The sequence below is a fragment of the Hyalangium sp. genome (genome assembly GCF_035629615.1).
Taxonomy (GTDB): Bacteria; Myxococcota; Myxococcia; order Myxococcales; family Myxococcaceae; genus Hyalangium.
Genome location: NZ_DASPHO010000668.1, coordinates 1 through 18,711, shown reverse-complemented (window position 1 = coordinate 18,711; position 18,711 = coordinate 1). Strand labels below are relative to the sequence as shown.

Annotated in this window: 18 protein-coding genes; 8 read left to right on the top strand and 10 right to left on the bottom strand. The window is 67.4% G+C overall.

Going from position 1 to position 18,711, the window contains the following annotated elements:
• Positions 1–1,022: Hsp70 family protein (locus VD972_RS33930; protein ID WP_324992948.1), on the bottom strand; the 1,022-nt coding region annotated here is incomplete at its 3' end.
• A gap of 229 nt (positions 1,023–1,251) precedes the next feature.
• On the opposite strand from VD972_RS33930, the gene VD972_RS33925 reads away from it, so the two are divergent.
• Entirely contained in the window at positions 1,252–2,085 is an 834-nt protein-coding gene (locus VD972_RS33925) for a class II glutamine amidotransferase (RefSeq protein WP_324992947.1), read from the top strand.
• Positions 2,086–2,112: 27 nt separating this feature from the next.
• On the opposite strand, the gene VD972_RS33920 is transcribed toward VD972_RS33925, so the two are convergent.
• The 5 genes from VD972_RS33920 to polX all read right to left on the bottom strand — a co-directional run bounded on the left by VD972_RS33920 (position 2,113) and on the right by polX (position 9,279).
• Positions 2,113–2,811: a hypothetical protein gene (locus VD972_RS33920; RefSeq protein ID WP_324992946.1), complete on the bottom strand. Its 699-nt coding sequence runs from the start codon at positions 2,809–2,811 to the stop codon at positions 2,113–2,115.
• A gap of 18 nt (positions 2,812–2,829) precedes the next feature.
• Complete coding sequence (locus VD972_RS33915) at positions 2,830–6,006, bottom strand: TonB-dependent receptor (RefSeq protein WP_324992945.1); 3,177 nt, start codon at positions 6,004–6,006, stop codon at positions 2,830–2,832.
• A 154-nt stretch (positions 6,007–6,160) separates the two neighbouring features.
• Positions 6,161–6,886 (bottom strand): myxosortase MrtX, encoded by a 726-nt coding sequence (gene mrtX, locus VD972_RS33910; RefSeq protein ID WP_324992944.1) that lies wholly within the window; start codon positions 6,884–6,886, stop codon positions 6,161–6,163.
• Positions 6,883–7,491: a serine protease gene (locus VD972_RS33905; protein ID WP_324992943.1), complete on the bottom strand. Its 609-nt coding sequence runs from the start codon at positions 7,489–7,491 to the stop codon at positions 6,883–6,885. The genes mrtX and VD972_RS33905 overlap by 4 nt, the downstream gene beginning before the upstream one ends.
• Before the next feature lie 45 nt (positions 7,492–7,536).
• On the bottom strand, positions 7,537–9,279 hold the full coding sequence (gene polX / locus VD972_RS33900; RefSeq protein WP_324992942.1) for a DNA polymerase/3'-5' exonuclease PolX: 1,743 nt from the start codon (positions 9,277–9,279) through the stop codon (positions 7,537–7,539).
• Positions 9,280–9,420: 141 nt separating this feature from the next.
• Between polX and VD972_RS33895 the strand changes: the two genes are divergently transcribed.
• From VD972_RS33895 to VD972_RS33885, 3 genes are all read left to right on the top strand, one after another.
• The gene (locus VD972_RS33895; RefSeq protein WP_324992941.1) at positions 9,421–9,735 is read left to right on the top strand and encodes a Rieske (2Fe-2S) protein; all 315 of its coding nucleotides are present in this window, start codon (positions 9,421–9,423) and stop codon (positions 9,733–9,735) included.
• A gap of 176 nt (positions 9,736–9,911) precedes the next feature.
• Entirely contained in the window at positions 9,912–10,361 is a 450-nt protein-coding gene (locus VD972_RS33890; RefSeq protein WP_324992949.1) for a molybdenum cofactor biosynthesis protein B, read from the top strand.
• Between the two features lie 32 nt (positions 10,362–10,393).
• The gene (locus tag VD972_RS33885; RefSeq protein WP_324992940.1) at positions 10,394–11,320 is read left to right on the top strand and encodes a TIGR02757 family protein; all 927 of its coding nucleotides are present in this window, start codon (positions 10,394–10,396) and stop codon (positions 11,318–11,320) included.
• A 40-nt stretch (positions 11,321–11,360) separates the two neighbouring features.
• Here the strand turns inward: VD972_RS33885 and VD972_RS33880 are convergent, their stop codons facing one another.
• The 3 genes from VD972_RS33880 to VD972_RS33870 all read right to left on the bottom strand — a co-directional run bounded on the left by VD972_RS33880 (position 11,361) and on the right by VD972_RS33870 (position 14,406).
• Positions 11,361–11,861, bottom strand: a complete 501-nt coding sequence (locus VD972_RS33880; protein WP_324992939.1) for a hypothetical protein — start codon at positions 11,859–11,861, stop codon at positions 11,361–11,363.
• A 78-nt stretch (positions 11,862–11,939) separates the two neighbouring features.
• Positions 11,940–12,752, bottom strand: a complete 813-nt coding sequence (locus tag VD972_RS33875) for a hypothetical protein (protein ID WP_324992938.1) — start codon at positions 12,750–12,752, stop codon at positions 11,940–11,942.
• 34 nt (positions 12,753–12,786) lie between these two features.
• The gene (locus tag VD972_RS33870) at positions 12,787–14,406 is read right to left on the bottom strand and encodes a sigma 54-dependent Fis family transcriptional regulator (RefSeq protein ID WP_324992937.1); all 1,620 of its coding nucleotides are present in this window, start codon (positions 14,404–14,406) and stop codon (positions 12,787–12,789) included.
• Positions 14,407–14,618: 212 nt separating this feature from the next.
• Between VD972_RS33870 and VD972_RS33865 the strand changes: the two genes are divergently transcribed.
• Positions 14,619–15,266 (top strand): FHA domain-containing protein, encoded by a 648-nt coding sequence (locus VD972_RS33865; RefSeq protein ID WP_324992936.1) that lies wholly within the window; start codon positions 14,619–14,621, stop codon positions 15,264–15,266.
• A 10-nt stretch (positions 15,267–15,276) separates the two neighbouring features.
• Here VD972_RS33865 and VD972_RS33860 read toward each other — a convergent pair whose 3' ends face one another.
• Positions 15,277–16,071 carry an SDR family NAD(P)-dependent oxidoreductase gene (locus VD972_RS33860; protein WP_324992935.1) on the bottom strand — a complete coding sequence of 265 codons (795 nt, stop codon included), beginning with the start codon at positions 16,069–16,071 and terminating at the stop codon, positions 15,277–15,279.
• Between the two features lie 131 nt (positions 16,072–16,202).
• Here VD972_RS33860 and VD972_RS33855 point away from each other — a divergent pair, with 131 nt between their 5' ends.
• From VD972_RS33855 to VD972_RS33845, 3 genes are all read left to right on the top strand, one after another.
• Entirely contained in the window at positions 16,203–16,613 is a 411-nt protein-coding gene (locus VD972_RS33855) for a PaaI family thioesterase (protein ID WP_324992934.1), read from the top strand.
• Positions 16,614–16,626: 13 nt separating this feature from the next.
• The gene (locus tag VD972_RS33850) at positions 16,627–17,820 is read left to right on the top strand and encodes a metallophosphoesterase (protein WP_324992933.1); all 1,194 of its coding nucleotides are present in this window, start codon (positions 16,627–16,629) and stop codon (positions 17,818–17,820) included.
• 229 nt (positions 17,821–18,049) lie between these two features.
• Positions 18,050–18,711, top strand: a 662-nt coding sequence (locus tag VD972_RS33845) for an SDR family NAD(P)-dependent oxidoreductase (RefSeq protein ID WP_324992932.1), incomplete at its 3' end; no start/stop codon positions are given.

The window sequence follows — 18,711 nt, the reverse complement described above, 5'->3', positions numbered from 1 at the left end:
GGCCCGCCCACCAGGATCACCGCGTCCACGTCCGCGGCGGTGATGCGAGCGCTCTGGATGGCCTCGTCGCAGACCTTGAAGGTCCGCTGGACCAGGTCCATCACCATCTTGTTGAACTGCTCCTGGTTGAGCTTCGCCGTCAGGTCCATCACGTTGCCGTTGGCGTCCTGGCAGATGCCCGCGCAGAGGATGTCCGCCACGCCCTGCTGGCCCACGTCGATCTTCGCCTTCTCCGCCGCGTCCTTGAGCATCTGCAGGCAGTACTTGTTCTGCCGCAGATCCAGCCGCGTCTTCGCCAGGAAGTCCTCTGCCAGCCACGTCATGATGCGGTCGTCGAAGTCATCTCCGCCCAGGTACGTGTCGCCCGCGGTGGAGAGCACCTCGAACACGTCCTTGCCGATCTCCAGGATGGACACGTCGAAGGTGCCGCCGCCCAGATCGTAGACGACGATGCGCTGGTTCACGTCCCGGCCGAAGCCGTAGGCGAGCGCCGCCGCGGTGGGCTCGTTGATGATGCGCAGCACCTCCAGCCCGGCCACGCGGCCTGCATCCTTGGTGGCCTGGCGCTGGTTGTCGTTGAAGTACGCCGGGACGGTGACGACGGCCTTCGTCACCTCGCGCCCCAGGTACGTCTCCGCTACCGCCTTCATCTCCTTGAGCACCAGCGCGGAGATCTCCGGCAGCGAGTACGTGTTGCCGCGCACCTCGATGCGCACCGAGTTGTGCTCGCCCTCGACAATCCGGTACGGCATCACCGCCTGGGCCTTCTTCACCTCGTCTGAGAAGTAGTACCGGCCGATGAGGCGCTTGGCGGAGTACACCGTCGCCTCGGGCGCCTGGATGATGTTCTTCTTGGCGGCATTGCCTACCAGCACCGAGCCGTCCTCGAGGAACGAGACACACGAGGCGTGGGTGCTCTCTCCCCACTCGTTGGGAATGACCGCCGGCTGCCCGTCCTGGACTACCGCCACGCACGAGTACGAGGTGCCCAGGTCGATGCCGATCGCAATCTCGTCCGACATTCCGTCTCCGGTGAAGTTCTGCACGGGGGTGTAGGTACTCTCACAAACCCGAAAAGCGCGAGGATGTTCGCACCCTGGTGCGGGCCTGTCAAACCTTCCGTCCGATCAAATCCGAGCCATTTCAAGGGCTTAGCCGGGGTAGAGGGGCCTGGGAAGCGTGGGTTGAGGGGGGGGCGTGGCATCCTTATCTATCTGCTGAGCCACACGCTTTCTCTGGGGGTTTTGTTCCATGTCCGTCGTCCTGGCGGTGCTCACATCCGATCCGAACCTGTTGAAGTGCGAGCTGGCGCGGTTGGAGGGGCAGCTCACCCTCCAGGTGGAGCCGAGGGCCAACGCCGTGGGGGTGGGGGCTTACGCGGACGGAGAGGTGTTGCTGCGGCGGCTGTCGAGCGATGTGGGGTTGACGGCGGCTTCGCTGGCGCCCCCGAATGAGTCCGGGGCGCTCGTGTTCCATGCGGGCAGGCTGCCGGTGGGGATGTCCCTGGAGGACAGCACCCAGCCGTTCCGATCCCGGGCCTGGCTGTTCGCCCACCAGGGTGCGCTGCACGGGTTCGATCGGCTCAGGGCCTCGCTGCTGGAGGAGCTCCCCGAGTTTCTGCGGTGGCAGGTGAAGGGCCCCACGGACAGCGAGGTCGCCTTCGCGCACTTCCTGAAGCACCTGCGGGGCGAGGGGCGGATGGAGGATCCCCGTCTCGATGCAGAGGAGGCGGGCCGGCTGCTGGTGGACACGGCGCGGGAGCTGGAGCGTGCATCGGCCCAGGCGGGGGCGGTGCGCACCTCCACGCTGAACTTCGTGGCCACCAACGGCCGGATCCTCGTGGCGACGCGCTCGGGTGAGGCGCCGCTCTACTACACGCGGCTGGAGGGCACGGATCGCTGCGAGGTGTGCGGCATCACGCCGGAGACGCCGGAGACGCAGCCGGCGGTGATGGCGCACCGGCGCCAGCGCGCGGTGGTGGTGGCCAGCCACGTGAAGCGCACCCAGGGCTGGGTGGAGCTGACGCAGGGCACGGCGCTGGCGGTGAGCGAGGACCTGCAGGTCCGTCACCTCCCCGGGCTCTGAGCGGGGCGCCTGAGGGCACCCCCTTGTTCAGGGCTGCGAGATGAGCGAGGGCGGATCATCCCTGAGCACGCACAGGTTCGTCGTCTCGTCGCAGGTGGTGGGGAAGGCCGGATCAATGGAGAGGCTGGGCCGCGGCTGCTGGCAGATGGCCGGATCTCGCTCCAGCGTGTTCCCCACGGTACGCTCGCACTTGAGCGCGGGGAACATGCCCACCGCGACGTACTGGGCCGTGCAGTCATTCTCCGTATAGGTGAGATCCGCGATCCACTGCGTCCCCGGGATGGCGGAGGAGCCCTGCACGCGCACATTGCTGAACTCGTAGCGGATGTCCCGCGTGCTCCCGTCCGTTTGGGCCACGCGCTGCCGGGCCTCGGACATGGAGGGCACCAGGCACAGCTCGTCCTCGCTCGGGTACTCGGTGGTGAAGTCCCCCTCGGTGTTGACGGAGTTGGCCGTGTCCTTGCCCTCGTTGGCGGCCAGCGGCCCGGGCCTGAAGACGAGGGTGGGAGGGATGCCGGAGCCGGGCGTGCGGAAGATCTGCGCGCCCAGCTTCTCGGCCGTCTTCGCGGCGCAGGGGCCGGTGCCGCGCACGAGCGTGTAGCGCACGGCGTGCTCGCCACGGCCGATGGTGCATTGGGGCAGGGGCTGGTCTGCGTTGCAGGAGCTGAGCAGTGCGGCCACGCACCCCAGGGGGAGGATCCAGCGGAAGGCGGATAGGGTCTTCATGGTGAGGAGGGCTCCGCTTTAGAACGAGAGGCGCGCGCCGAGGCGAATGCTGCGGGGCGACTGGTAGGCAACGGGCTTGCCGAAGTTGGGGTTGACGACGACGGTGCGATCGGTGCCACGGGCCTTGAGCGTCTCCAGGTCCGCCTGCGTGCCGCCGACGATGGCGTCCACCGTCTCCGAGGTGTAGCGCTGATCCACGGCGGTGACGGACTGGAAGTTGAAGAGGTTGAAGACGTCCATGCTCACGCTGGCCACCATGTCGCCGGAGAGCCGGTAGCTGGCGGACAGGCGCGTGTCGATGTTGTGCACGAAGGGCAGCCGGCCGCCCGCGCCGCGCGGGAGGATGAAGGTGAACTCCGGGCCATAGATGTAGTGCGCGCCCGTCACGTTGACCGGCGCCCCCGAGGTTCCCCGGTAGGACAGGCCCAGGTTGAGGCTGATCTGGCTGGTGAGGGGGAACTCCTTGGCCCCGTAGAGCTTCACCGAGTGCGTCCGGTCCAGCAGCAGCAGGCCCATCTTGTTCTCCGTGAGGGAGATCAGATCGAAGTCCGAGGTGATGTTGGGGGCCAGCTGGAGGTTCTCCGGGCGGAACAGACCGGAGTAGTTCCCCCACAGGCGGGACCAGGTGTAGTTGGCCTGCACCAGCCAGAGGTCCGCGAAGGCCTTGGTGAGCGAGAGCGTCACCGCGTCGTAGTTGCGCACCGGCTTGGGGAACTCGGAGGCGATGCCGCGGCCCGGGTTACCGATGAAGTAGTTGGTGGCCTCGTTGCGGGACATGTCCTCGATGACGGCGTTCATGTCCCGGTGCGTGTAGATGACGCCCAGTGTGGCGCGGGGGAAGATCTCGTAGTCGCCGCCCACCACCCACTCATTCGAGGACTGGGGCTCCAGATCCGGATCCACCGGGCTGTTGATGGCGAACGTCTGCGTGTACTTCTTGCTGAGGATCTCCGGGTTGCCGGAGGGGATGACGTTGCCCTCATTCCGGCACTCGGTGTAGGGCGCGGCCTGCGTGAGCGGATCGCACCCCGGCGCATCTCCCTGGGGCGTGCGCCGGCGGTTGGCCTGGATGCGGGTGATGTTGGAGAACTGCGAGTTGACCATGGCCAGCACCGCGTTCTGGTAGTAGCGCGCGAAGCTGGCGTAGAGCTTGGAGCGGCCCTGCTGGGTGAAGTCGTAGATGATGCCCACGCGAGGCGAGATCTGGTTGGGCAGCTCGAAGGCCAGGTCCCCGCCGGTGCCGTACACCGACTGCGTGTCGTAGCGCACGCCGGCGTTGAGCGTGACTTTATCCATCACGCTCCACGAGTCCTGGAGGAAGCCGCCGAGCGCGAGGGCGCGAGTAGCGGGGTTGACGGAGGGCTGGATCACCACCTCGTCCGGTCCGGTGAGGAAGCCGAAGGCGCGGAAGTCCTGGAACGTCTGTCCGTTGACGTTCTCGCGGTAGAGGACGTCGCCCGAGTAGCCGCGGACATCCTCGTTCGTCATCACCTCCGCGTCGAAGCCGGCCTTGATGACGTGGTGGCCCAAGGCGCTGAGCAACAAGGTGCCCACCACGTTGCCCTGGTAGCGCTCCACCGTACGCTCCTGGAGGAAGCCGGGGCCACCGAACAGGTACGTGGTGACAGGGCACTTGACGGCGTTGACGGTGCCCGCCGGATCGCACACGGAGGGATCCGGCAGCTGCTCGAAGTCATTGATGGAGTAGAAGGCCGGCAGGCTGCGGCCGGGGTTGGCGGGATCCGGACGGCTGGAGCGCTGCATCTCGAACTGGGGCAGGGTGGACAGGCCCTGGCCGCTGGCGATGCCGGTGCCGTCCGAGGGCAGGTTGGAGTCCACCTGGTGGTGCCAGCCCACGGTGGCGTCCAGCAGGATCTTCTTGTCCAGGAAGGAGGAGGTCAGCTTGAGGGAGATGTCGCGTGAGTCCTGCTCGTTGCGGTGCGCGTACGCCGCATAGGCGCCGGCGATGTTCTCCACCTCGACGGCGTTGTCATCCACGCGGTAGCCGAAGCGGCCGTTGCCGCCCGAGCTGTTGGGCGCGCCGTAGACGGAGAGGGTGAGTGTGTGGTCCGCAGCGGCCTGCCAGGTGAGCTTGCCGATGTACTGCACGGAGCGCTGGTCAGCGAAGTAGGAGGTGGTGGTGTCGGGGATGGGCTCGGTGCGGGAGAAGCCGTTCGCGTCCCGGACGCGGTTGCCCTCCGCATCCAGCACGAAGGCGTTCAGGCTGCGATCGAGCCTGCGGCGGGTGAAGGAGGGCGCCACGCCCACGTAGAACCAGAGCTTGTCCTTGATGATGGGGCCGCCGAGATCTCCGCCGAAGTCCCCCAGGTTCCACAGCTTCTGGTTCGTGGTGATGACGCTGCCCTCTCGGGGGATGAGGGTGGGCGAGTGCTCGAAGGCGCCGGGGGTGAGGTTGCTGAAGAGCGACCCATGGAACTCGTTGGAGCCGGACTTCGTGACGGCGGTGATGACGCCGCCGGTGGAGCGGCCGAACTCGGGCATGAAGCCGCCGGTGATGACGTTCACCTCCTGGATGAACTCCACGGAGATGGGGGAGCCGAGCACGCCGGTGGCCGGGTTGCCCGCGGACAGGCCGTCCACGAGGAAGCCGTTCTCCGGCGAGGTGGTGCCGTTGAGGGAGATGCCGTAGGCGTCCGCGTTGGCGCCGGGAGCCAGCTCGGCCAGGCTCTCGAAGGAGCGCGCCGCGCTGCCCTTGGAGCCAGGGCGCACCACGGCGATGTTGCGCAGCAGATCCGTGTCCACGCTCAGGCCGGTGCGGGTGGAGCCCACGTCGATGGCGGGTGGGGTGCCGGAGATCTCCATCGTCGTCTGGAACTCATCCGGCAGCAGCTGCGCGTTGAGGCGGATGGTGCGGTTGAGGCGCAGGGTGATCTCCGTGCGCGAGTAGGGCTGGAAGCTCTCCTTCTCGAAGCGCAGGGTGTAGACGCCGGGGGGCAGCTGCGGCAGGCGGTAGTTGCCCGTGGCGTCCGTGACGGCGACCTCCTCTCCCTGCAGGGCGGGGGAGGTGGCGGTGATGACCACGTCCGCGACGGGCTGCTGATTGCTGGCGTCCGCCACCGTCCCGGTGATCACGGAGGAGTTCTGCTGGGCCAGCACGGAAGGCGCCCACAAGGCCGTGCACAGCGCGAGCGCTGCGGCCAGGGCATGCGCCTGACTTCTCTGAAGACGATTCACTGGGAGTGCCCCCTCGGAGGGGTGCCCGGCCGCGTTGGCGGAGGGCACAGGGTGTTCAAGCTATACCCCATTTGCTTGAATACTTGTGAACAGATCAAGCCTGGGTCTTGCCTCACCCAGCCGAAAGCCCATGGCGTTCAGGCGCTCCGGCTGCTCACGGGCCGCCGAAGAACGAGACCTCGAGGAACTGCACGAAGAGGTTGCAGGCGGCGTGGAAGAGGGCGGCACCGACGACGGTGCCGGTGCGCTCTCGCATCCAGGCGAAGAGGAGGGCGGGGAAGAAGACGGACAGGCGCCAGGCCTGGAAGATGGCGAGGTGGCCGAGGGCGAAGAGCACCGCCGTGAGCCAGAAGGCGGGCCCCAGCCGAGCGCCGAGCACCTTGCGCCCGCCGGGCCATGCGTCGCGCAGCCGGGTCTGCATGTAGCCCCGGTAGAAGAACTCCTCTGGGAGCGCCACGACAAACACCTGGTCGACGACCCACTCGGCGAAGCGCGGAGGCAGCCTGGGAGAGAAGTGGCCGGGGCCGCTGTGCGGTGTGAGGAGCCGGGCCCAGTCCGAGGGAAGCCGGGGGACGAGCTCCACCCAGGCGGCGAAGCCCAGGAAGAAGAGGGGGCCGACGATGAGGCTCAGCGTGACGAACAGCCGCAAGTCCTGGCGCCAGGCGCGCAGGGTGAGGCCGTAGTCGCGATAGTCTTCGTCCCGCCAGCGCATGGCAATGAGCGGCAGGTAGAGGAAGCCCACGGTGGCCACCAGCTTGGGGATGCTGGTGCCGCCGAAGAGCAGGAACGCGATGACGATGCCCAGGAAGCCGATGGCCCACAGGGCGACGACTTCTTGCACGGCGGAGGGGCGCCAGGGCTGGGCGGCGGCGGCGCTCATGGAGCCTCTGCAGCGGAGGCGAGCTGGAGCTTCACGGCCGACAGCGGCAGGGCCCGGCACCCGCCCGTGCGGCGCTGGACGACGACGGCGACGAGCCGCCCCTGCGTGTCGAAGAGCGGGGTGCCCGGCATGAAGGGGATGCCCACGTCCAGGAAGGGCTCCTGCTTCGCGAGCCGGGCCACGGCGGCGAAGGGTTGGGCCGGCGCCTTCTTGCCTCGGCCGCGGATGACGCCGATGAGCCACTGTCCGTCCAGGCCCTCGGGGAGCACCTTCACGGGCACGGAGGGGTAGGTGCCGCTGGGCGCGGCGATGACGGCGACCTTCAGGTACGCGTTGGCGAGCACCACCGAGGCCGGCAGTCGCTTTCCGCCGAACTCCACCTCGGTGGTCTCCAGGCTCACGTGGTCCACGGCGGTGAGCACCTGGCCACCGCTGCCCACGATGACGCCGGGGCCGGAGCGGCGGGGTGCGAGGACTCGCACCACGGAGCGCTCATGCAGCTCCACGGCCTTCTGGAGATCCGCGCGGGTGGGGCGCTCGGCACCGTCGGCACGGGCCGTGAGACCGAGACAGAGGAGCAGGAGGGCAAGGAGGCGAGGCGTCACCGCGGCCCGGAGGTTAGCACCGCCTCGCGAACGCGGAAGTGAACTTCACCGGGCCCGGAGGGCCTTGAGCTGGGCGATGAACTTCGCCGCGGGCAGCGTGTTGAGCACATCCCCCTTGCGCGCCCAGCCCCGGCGCGCGGTGGCCACGGCGAAAGTCAGGTGGGCCAGGTCCTCCTTTTTGTGCGAGTCGGCGCTCACCACCAGCTTCACCCCTCGCTGGACGGCCTGGCGGACGTGCTCGGCCTTGAGGTCCAGCCGCGCCGGCTTGCCGTTCACCTCCATCACCACGCCGCGCTCGGCGGCCCGGTCCAGCACTGCCTCCATGCGCATCGGGTAGGGATCGCGCTCGTGGATGAGGCGCCCCGTGGGGTGGCCGATGATGTTCAGGCACGGGTTGTCCATGGCGCTGAGCAGCCGCCGAGTCATCTGCTCCTCGTCCATGCTGTGGCGCACGTGGACAGAGCCGATGACCACCTCGAGCTGCTCGAGCACGCTGTCACGGTAGTCGAGCGCGCCCGTCTCCAGGATGTCCACCTCGATGCCCTTGAGGAGCCGGAAGCCCGTGACGGCCTCGTTCACCCGGTCGATCTCCTCCCACTGGCGCTTGAGATCGTCCTCCTTGAGCCCGCCGGCGTAGACGGCCGCTTGGCTGTGCTCGGTGACGGTGAGGTACTGGAGTCCCATCGCCTTCGCCGCCCGCGCCATCTCCTCCAGCGAGTGCTTCCCGTCCGACCACGTGCTGTGCGAGTGCACCGCTCCCAGCACGTCCTCCAGCTCGACGAGATCCTCCGGGAGCCGGCCCTCCAGCGCGGCCTCGAGCTCACCGGTGTCCTCGCGCAGCTCGGGGGGGACGTACTGCATGCCGAGCAGCTTGTAGATGTCCGCCTCGTCGCGGATGGGCACCTTGGTGCCGTCGGTGCGGTGCACGCCCCACTCGGAGATCTTGAAGCCCTTGTCCTGCCCCATCCCGCGCAGGCGCACGTGGTGGGCCTTGGAGCCGGTGAAGTGGTGCAGGGCCGTGGCGAAGTCCTCGTCCGGCAGCACGCGCAGATCCACCTGGAGATCTGCCTCCACCATGCGCACGGAGCACTTGCTCTCGCCCTTGCCGATCAGCACGGCGACACCGGGCGCGTTGGCCAGTGCCTCGAGCGCCGGGCCGGCCTCGGGCGCGGAGGCCAGCAGATCCACATCCCCCACGGTCTCGGCACGGCGCCGCACGCTGCCGGCCGGGCTGACGCGCACCACGCCGGGCACCGCCTTGAGCCGCTCGAGCAGGCTGTCCACGGTGGGGAGCACATCCCCCAGCAGCTTTCGCTTGCCCTTGGCGCGCTGGTGCAGGGCGATGCCCTCTAGGATCTTCGCCTCGCTCTTGGCGCCGAACCCCTTGAGCTCACGCACGCGGCCCTCACGGCAGGCCTTCTCCACCTCGGCCACGGAGCCCACCTTCAGCTCCTTCCAGAGGGCGAGGGCCTTCTTGGGGCCCATGTCCGGCAGCTGGAGGACTTCCAGCAGGCCGGCAGGGAACTCGGCCTTGAGCTCCTCGTGGAAGCCGAGCTTGCCGGTGCTCACCAGCTCGCTGATCTTGTCGGCGAGCCCCTGGCCGATCCCTGGCAGCTCTTGCAGGCGGCCTTCCCGTACCAGGGTTCCCAGGTCCTGGGTCATCCCGAGCAGGCGGTCTGCTGCTGTGTCGTAGGCGCGGACCTTGAAGGAGTTCTCTCCCTTGAGCTGGAGGAGCAGGGAGAGCTCCCGAAGGATCTTGGCGATGGCGGCTTTGTCGGGCGGGTTCACGGGAGAGAAGGTAATCCGAGAGGAGCGAGCGCGCAGGCATACAGGGGTAAGAAGGACCCTCGCCCCGGGCAGGCTCGCCAGGGTAGAAGGACGTCCCACGGGGGGCAACCTGTCGTTTTATTTAGAGGAAGAACGAGGCCGATGAAGATCAAGCTCGGACCGGCGGACTTCGCCGAGAAGGAGATGCGGGGCTACGAAGTAGGGGCTCGCAACGTGTGCATCGCCAAGATCAACGGGCGCTACAAAGGGCTTGATGACTGGTGCAACCACGCGGGTTGCCTGCTGTCGGGTGGGCGCATCGAGGACAACCTGGTCATCTGCCCCTGCCACGAGGTGGGCTTCGACCTGGACACCGGCAAGAACGAGACTTCTCCGGGCATCGCCGATGACCAGACGGTGGTGAAGGTCGACGTGGAGAGCGGGCAGATCGTCATCGACGATCCCAAGGCGAAGTAACGAACAGCGGAGCCGCGAGGGGAGCCATGGCACACGACGGACACGATCACGATGATGACCATGACCACGGTCACGGGCACCAGCACCACCACCCGCACGCGGGGCATGGGCATCATGGGCACTCGCACTCGGCGGAGGAGCACAAGTCGCACGCGCCGGCCCACGTGAGCGTGTTCGTGGTGACGTGCTCGGACAGCCGGGACGAGGCACGGGACGAGAGCGGACGGGCGCTGCGGAGTGGGCTGGAGGCCGCCGGGCACACCCTGTCTGGCTACAAGCTGGTGAAGGACGAGCCGGAGGCGATCCGCGCGGTGCTGGCCGAGGCGGCGGGAGCGGGAGCGCGGGCCGTGCTCTTCAACGGAGGGACGGGGATCGGGCGGCGGGACTCGACGGTGGAGACGCTGCGGGGGCTGTTCGAGAAGGAGCTGCCAGGGTTCGGGGAGATCTTCCGGATGCTCTCGTTCAAGCAGATCGGCAGCGTGGCGATGATGTCGCGGGCCACGGCAGGAACGTACCAGGGGATGATCGTCTTCGCCATGCCGGGCTCGCCGCAGGCGGTGAAGCTGGCGCTGGAGGTGCTGATCCTCCCGGAGCTGGGGCACGCGGTGCGCGAGCTGACGCGCTGATTGACGGCGACGAGGGGGTTGGAGGTCGACGCGTGAGCAGGCGCTCTCGGAGCACGGGGTTGTCAGTGAAGGCCGCCGAGCGCCTGCGTCCGCTCCTGGAGTCCTTTCTGGCGTCGACGGATGCGCGCGCGCGCATCGCGTTCGATCCCGTGGAGTTCCCGCACCGGTACACGGACCCTCGGGACATCGAGACCAGCGCGCTCCTGGCGGCGGCGCTGGCATACGGCCGGGCGGACTTGTTCCGGCCCAAGGTGGAGGGGCTGCTGCGGCGCATGGGCCCATCCCCGGCCGCCTTCGTGCGCGAGCTGGATGTTGCGGGAGCGCGCGAGCTGCTGCACGGGTTCGTCTACCGCTTCAACGTCGGCACGGACGTGGCGGTGCTGCTGCTGGGGATGGGGCGGGCGCTGCGCGAGCACGGGAGCCTGGAGGCGCTCTTCGTGCGGGCCTGGGAGGCGCACGAGTCGATCCACGGCGCACTGAGTGACTTCACTGCAGCGCTTCGAGACGTGCCCATGGGCGAGCTGCGGCGGGCGCTCGGGAAGGAGCGGGGGCTGCACCACCTGCTTCCCTCACCCCTGGGAGCGGGGGCGGCAAAGCGGCTCAACCTGTACCTGCGGTGGATGGTGCGAGGTCCGGACGCGGTGGACTTTGGCATCTGGAAGCGGGTGCCAGCCGCGGGGCTGCTCATCCCACTGGACACGCACATCGGACGCATCGCCCGGCACCTGGGGCTGACGCGGCGCAAGGACCTGAGCTGGCGGACGGCGGAGGAGGTGACGGCCTCGCTGCGGTGGCTGGATGAAGCGGATCCGGTTCGGTACGACTTCGCGCTGTGCCACTACGGCATGAGCGGGGTATGCCCGGCGAGGCCTGTCGCGGAGAACTGCGCGAAGTGCCTGCTGCTGCCCACGTGCGCCGTGGGCCCTCGTGTCCTCAAAGTGAGGATACGCCGAGCGTAGTCAGGCATTGGGCGTTGTCGTGCCAAGTTCCACTCCCACACTACGGATGGTAGGGATAGCGTTCGAGAATCTGCCCATCCGGGGACACTGCATACAGCTCGAACCAGTCGAAGCCGGCACTGATGCCAGGAGCTGCCCGTCCGCACTTGTCCAAGCGCCGATTGATACGCACGAAATACAGCCCTCCCTGCTGCCCAACGAGCACTTCCATCGCTCTGGCAGAATAGGCGCAGCTCTGCTTGTATTTTTCAGGGAAGCGCTCAAGTACTCGCTGGAGAGCCGCATTGGCTGCAAGTACAGCAGGGCCATCCAAGGTAGCTAAGGGCTGCAAATCCTCAGGCCACTTGACGGGCTGTGCCTTGCTGGGCACAGCAGAGAGGGGGCCTGCGTCCCCCGCCGAAGCACGGGGTTGAGGAGCAACCGTCCCACCATCCAAATCTGTAGGGCTGGATGAGAAAGGGATGACGCCCGCATCCAAAAGACCTGGAACTGAGCCAATAGGTCCACCATCGGGATGTTCGAGGTCGATGGGTAGAGCCACCGAACCTCCTCCCACCAAGAGCAATACAAGCAAGCCGAGATAGCGTGGTTTAGTCACAGGGCCCTCAAATCTACAACCTCAATCGAGTGGTGGATTGCATTCTGGTTGCAGCGCTTTATCGGGATTGAAAGCGCTGGATTGAGGCTTACACATTGATCGGAATTCCCACTCTTGGTTTTCCTCATTCCAGATAAATACATTTCCCTGCAGGTCCCACTTGTAGAAGCGAGGCTCATCAAGATGATACGTGGCGAGCCATGCCGAGGTCGGAATCAACTCTCCCTTGGAGTTCCGAGCAAGATTGCCGGCAGGAGTCTCTGCGTAAACCATCAACTCCCAGACTTCAGTCCCCGCGTTCTTGATATGGATAGGAAAGGTACCCAGATCAGGACTGCTCATGTGCCTCCCACAGGGGTGGTTGTGAGCGAAGCCAACGACGGCTATCTCCCGCCCGAAGTCCTCATCCTCTACCCCGCCATAGGGCGGCTCACACATGCTGTTCTCCTCGAACAAACTTCGAACAGGCCATGAAGCACGCCAATCCTTCGGGGTCTTGTAGAGGGCTAGGCAATACTCAGTCGCATAAGCAGGCGGCTCTTTAGATTTCGGATCGCACTGGACCATCGCACCTGGCAAGGCCATCAAGGCCCTGAGCGTAGAGATGACCAACTCATCCGGAACCTTGCTCGCATCCGATACGACGACGGGCACGTGCTCGTTGTCCCAAGGCCCAGGTGTCACGGAATAGAATTGATCTTGATTCAGTTTGGGCAATTCACTGTGTAGGTAGAAGAGTCGGCGGCCCATGCACGCCAAGAGCAGAGCCAATACGGCTAAGAGGGCAAGCCGCATGGTGGATTGCTGCGTGGATTTGTTCAGTTCTACACGCATCGTTTTGAAGGTTCCTTCCCGGCGGCTTTCCCTTTCACGCGACCCCGAGCTTCTTCATCCGGTCCTTGAGGGTGTTGAGCGCGATCCCCAGCTCCTGAGCGGCGCGCGTCTTGTTGCCCTGGTGCCGCTCCAGCACGACCCGGATGTCCGCCTCCGTCAGATCGCCAGGCCGCTTGCGCAGCGACTGCAAGGCCCCTTGAGGCACCGATGCACTTGATGCCTCCAATGCCAGGGGAGGAGCCGCGACCGAGCCTCCGAACCCGATCATCCGCTGGGACAGGTACGCCTTCACCGCCGCCAGGGTGATCATCATCCGCGAGGAGCCCATGCCGTCGATGGCTCGCCCCGCAGCCTCGCGGGCGACGACGGCCTTCACAGTCGTCTCCAGCTCGCGGATCTGCCCCGGCCAGTCCACCTGCTGCAGATGCGCGATCGCATCGCTGGTGAACTCGGCGTCGTACTGCTGCTCCGTCTTCAGGCTGTGGAGGAAGTTCACCACGAGGTTCGGGATGTCCTCCCGCCGCTCCTCCAGCGCCGGCAGCACGATCACATCTCCGGTGGCCAGCCGCTGGGCCAGGTCCGGCCGCAGCCCCGTCTGCTGCAGCGGTGTCTTGGAAGCAGAGATGAGCCGGAAGCGCGGCGGCGGCTCCCGTGAGTCCGGAGCTGCACCCAGCGGCGCCAGGCTGCCTGTCCCCTCCAGCACGTCGATCAGGAAGTCCTGGGCCGCGGGCGGCAGGAACTCCACCTCGTCCAGGAAGAGCGTGCCCCCGTTGGCCACGTAGAACTTGCCCACCCTCGCGAAGGCCGCCCCCGTGAAGGCTCCCTTCACGTGCCCGAGCAGCTCGCTGTGCAGCATGCTCGCGTCCTGGGGGAGCCTGCCGCAGTTCAGGTTCACGAAGTTCCCATCCAGCCGGCTCCGGCTGTGGATCTCCCGCGCGATGAACGTCTTCCCCGTGCCGGACTTGCCCAGGATGAAGACCGGGAGCTGGTGCCGCGCGCAGATGTTGATCGAGCGCTCGAGCTGCGCCGCGGCCGCCGAGCCCTCATGCCGGGGACGAGGCCCCGCCACCAGCCCGTCTGGCACCTCGGCCAGGAAGAGGATGCGGCTGCGCCCGTTGCCAAGCAGGATGACGTTGCCCGCCTCGACGACCCAGTCATGCGAGGCGCTCATCACCTGGAAGTACTCGCGCTCGTCCCCCTGAAACGGGAACTCCGCCTCGCCCAGGAAGCTCTGGTTGCGCGAGTTGAGATCCCGGTACACCCACCGGTGGTCCTCGCGGAAGGACAGGCGCCCGTGCTGCCGCGACACGGCGTCATGGGCGAACACCACCGTGGACTCCGGCGCGCGCCCGAACACGTACGAGCGATCCGGGTAGAGAGGGACGATGTGATCCGGCACGCCCTCGCGCTGCACGCGCAGGGCCTTGGGCTCGCGGTAGGGCCGCGCTGGCTGGGGCGCTGAGGGCTCTCTTGGGATGCGCTCCCGGCGCGTCGGAACCTGGCTCGGGGGAGGGGACTCCTCCCCCAGAGGGCTCTGAAGCGATGCGGGCATGGGAATGAAGGCCGTCCGATTGAGCGACGGGCCCGCCATGGGCTCATCCCGCAACGGCGGCTCTACGGACAGCTTCTCCTTCGGGTCATCGCCGCTCGTCATGAGAGTCCTCACCCGGCATGTTGCTTGTCAGCTTTGACGTCAATCCTGACAGGTTGCGACCTCACTTGCCCATCAGGTTGGAGTGCTGCTTTCTCAAGGCACTGAAAAGACTGGGGTCTCGGCTCTGGGAGAGGTCGGCATGCCTCGTGCTTTGACAAGTATCGGGGGATGAATCCTGCCTGTTCCCCCAGGCGGGAGAGCTTGGAGCCAACGTGTTCACCATTTCGGCTGTGTTGAGTGGAGCGGGAATCACGACGAAGGCCACGCTGGCCGACCGGGAGATCTTCGTCGGCCGCTCGCGGAAGTGTCACCTCGTCCTGCGGGGCGAGACGGTCTCGGGAGTCCACTGCCGGCTGGTCGCCATCGAGGGTGGGGCGATCGTCCTGGATGAGGGCTCGACGAACGGGACGTTCCTCAACGGCGAGCTCGTGGTCCGGCCCACGGTGATGACCGTGGACGACGAGCTGTGCGTCGGGCCCTACGTATTGAGGGTGCAGTCCCTGGTGGGCGGCGAGAGCGAGCTTCCTTCGCAGCTTCGCAGTGCTCGCTCGCGGCGCAGCGCGCCTCCCGCGTCCGCCGAGGTCAGCCCGGCCGCGGAGCGCCCGCAGACACAGGAGCGGCCCACGGATCTCAAGCTGACCCAGGCGCAGGTGTTCTGGAGGATCCTCGGCTTCCAGGAGCCGGGCACCCTGGAGCAGGCCCGCGCCGCCTATGAGGCGCAGACGAAGGACTGCCGCCCGGACACCGTGTCGGACGTCAACCCTCAGCTGCGCGCTCTCGCCGAGCAGCGGTTCCGGGAGCTCGAGTTCGCCTGGGAGTACATCCAGCGGCTGTTCCGCCGGGCCCGGGACGCCGCCTGAGCCGCCTCGATCAGAGCAGGGCCCGCACCACGCCGCCGTCCACGCGCAGGGCGGCGCCGTTGGTGGCGGAGGACTTCTCGCTGGAGACATAGACGATCAGGTTCGCCACCTCCTCGGGGGTGGTGAACCGCTTCAGGAGCGAGGTCGGCCGGGCGTTGATGAAGAAGTCGCGCTCGGCCGTCTTCGCGTCCATGCCCCGCGACTTGCCCAGCTCGGCCACGAACTGCCCCACGCCTTCGGACAGCGTCGGCCCGGGCAGCACCGTGTTCACCGTCACGCCCGTCCCCGGAGACAGCTCCGCGAGCCCTCGCGCCACCGCCACCTGCGCCGTCTTCGTCATGCCGTAGTGGATCATCTCCGAGGGGATCTGCACCGCGGACTCGCTCGACACGAAGAGGATGCGCCCCCAGCCCTTCGCCCGCATCCTCGGGAAGTAGAAGCGGCTCAGCCGCACCCCGCTCATCACGTTCGTCTCGAAGAACCGCAGCCAGTCCTCGTCGGGGATCTGCTCGAACGGCTTGGGCTCGAAGATGCCCAGGTTGTTCACCAGGATCTCCACGTCCGGGAAGGCCCGCGTCACCTTCTCGGCCCCCTGGGCCGTCGACAGGTCCGCCGCCGCGACCGACACCTTGGCCCCCGGTACCGCCTGGAGGATGTGCTCCCGCGCTCGCTGGACTCGCTCCTCGGAGCGGCCATTCACGATGACGTGCGCTCCCTCGCGCGCCAGCCCCATAGCCGAGGCCAATCCAATCCCCGCCGTGGAACCCGTCACCAGTGCTGTCTTCCCTGCAAGACCCAGATCCATGTCCCTGTCTCTCCTCGCGGCACGGAGATGCGCCAGGCGCCTGCGCGTTTCCCTCGCCTGTCCGTTCAGGGCCCGCCATGGGCCAAGGTAGGAGAGCATCCCGCCCGAACGGCGGTTAAGGTGGAGGCCGCATGGATGACAAGCTGAAGGAGCGGCTGGGCCGGTTCGGGCAGGGCGGTTATGACCGATCGTTGACAGGGATGGAGCTGCTGGAGGCCAGCGGCGGCAAGGCCCGGGTGCGCCTCCCTGTGGGAGAGGCGGTACAGAACCTCAACGGCGTGCTGCATGGCGGCGCCGTGGCCACGCTGGTGGACGTGGTGGGCACGCTGGCCATTATGAGCGCGGACCGCGACCACCGGCCCGGCGTCTCCACGGACCTCAACGTGTCGTGGCTCGCGCCCGCTCCCGGCGGCTCGACCGTGCTGGTGGAGGCCTCCGTGCTCAAGTCCGGGCGCACCCTGGCCTTCGTTCAGGTGGACATCCGCCGGGAGAACGATGGCGTGATGGTGGCCCAGGGCCGGATGACCAAGTTCCTCAGCTGAGCACGGCGAGACGATGATGATCGGCAGACTCGTTTTAATCGCGGTGCTGAACCTGCTGGGCTACGCCGTGCTCAGGCGCCTCTGGCCGGCCGTCTCCAGCGGCTGGCGGCAGTGGACCTTCGTCAGCCTGGTGGCGCTGTCACTCCTGGCCTGGGGGCTGCCGATGCTGCTCGGGATCGGCATCCATGGGCAGATCCCCGTGATCGGCGCGCCGCTGAAGCTCTTCTCCACGATGTGGGCCGTGGCCGTGCTGATCGTCGTGCTGTTCGGCACGCCCTTCGTGCTCGCGCGCTGGTGGAGACAGCGCCGCTCCGCTTCCCAGGCGGGCCAGGTGACGGGGGTGGTGGACCTGGAGCGCAGGAGCGTGCTCATGAGCGTGGGGCGCGCGGTCCCCTTCGTGGCCATGGGGACGAGCTCCGCGGGTGTGGTCAGCGGCATCTCCGGCTTCGAGGTCCGCGAGCTGGAGGTGCGGCTCCGGGATCTGCCCGCTGCGCTCGAGGGCTTCCGCATCGGCCAGATCACCGACATCCACGTGGGCCCGTTCATCACCACGGACTATCTCCGGGCCGCCGTCGAGGCGATGAACAGCGCCGGCGTGCACCTGCAGGTGATGACGGGCGATCTGATCGATGACCTCTCCCAGGTCGACGGGACGATGGAGGCGCTCGGAGCCTGCCAGGCACCTCATGGGATGCTGGCCATCCTCGGCAACCACGAGCACTGGCGCGGCCTGGAGTCCATCCTCGAGGGGTATGAGTCCCTCGCGAAGCGCGGGGCGAAGGTCCGCCTGCTGGTGGACGAGTCCCATGTGCTCGAGCACGGCGGCGAGCGCCTGCGCGTGGTTGGCGTCGACTACCCGATGTCGCGGCGCAACCCGCTGCTCAGGGCTCAGCAGATGCGCCGCTCGGCGGACGTGGCATTCCAAGGCACCTCTCCCGGCGAGATGACGCTGTGCCTGGCACACCACCCCTCGTTCTTCCCGTACGCGGCCGAGCGCGGAGCCCACCTCACGCTCGCGGGCCACACGCATGGCGGTCAGGTCGCTTTCTTCGGCGTCCCCCTGTTCTGGTTCGCCTTCGAGTTCATGCTCGGCCGCTACAAGCAGAAGGACAGCCACCTCTACGTCTCGGGTGGCACGGGCCACTGGCTCCCGTTCCGGCTCGGTGTCCCCACGGAGGTGACGATCCTCACGCTCCGGCGGGCGTAGGGCGTCACTCACCCACTCTCTGCCACTAGCCGCGGAGTCCCGACAGGAACCCTGAATACGGGCAAAACAAGCGAAACTTGTGAGTGCGGTAAAATTTATTCAGGCGGTAAAAAGCGCAGTGATTCTGTTAGAAGGCCGCGCACCCAGGGCCGTCCTTGCGACGTCCCTGTATCGGAGGTCTCGTCCCCCCCCTTGAGTAGGTGAGGCGCTCCGCTGGGGGAGGAGGCACATGCCGAAACCAAAGGGAACGGTCCTCGTCACGGGGGGCAATCGGGGCATCGGGTTCGAGGTCTGCCGACAGCTGGGCCGCGGAGGGATGCGGGTGCTGCTGACGGCAAGGGACCCGGCCGCGGGTGAGGAGGCCGCGGCCCGCTTGCGCTCCCAGGGGCTCGAGGTGGCCTTCGAGCCGCTCGATGTGGCCTCCCGGGAGAGCATCGACGCGCTGGCCACGCGGCTCGAGCGCCAGGAGCGGCGGCTCGCGGTGCTGGTCAACAACGCCGCCATCACCATGGATGGGTTCGACGAGAACGTCGCCGAGCGGACGACCGCGGTGAACTTCTTCGGGGCCTGGCAGATCACCGAGCGCTTGCTGCCACTGCTCGAGGAGCACGGCCGGCTGGTGATGGTGTCGAGCGGGGCGGGGGAGCTGGGAAACCTGGCTTCGGAGATCCGCCGCCGGTTTGATCTGCCTCCTTCGAAGGAGGCTCTGGCCGCGCTGGTGCGTGAGTTCGTGGCGGACGTGCGCAGCGGGCAGTACGCGCGCAAGGGCTGGCCACCGTCGGCCTACCGCGTGTCCAAGGTGGCGCTCAACGCGCTGACGCGGCTGCTGGCCCCGGAGCTGAAGGGGCGCCATGTGCTGGTGAACGCCGTCTGCCCGGGCTGGGTGCGCAC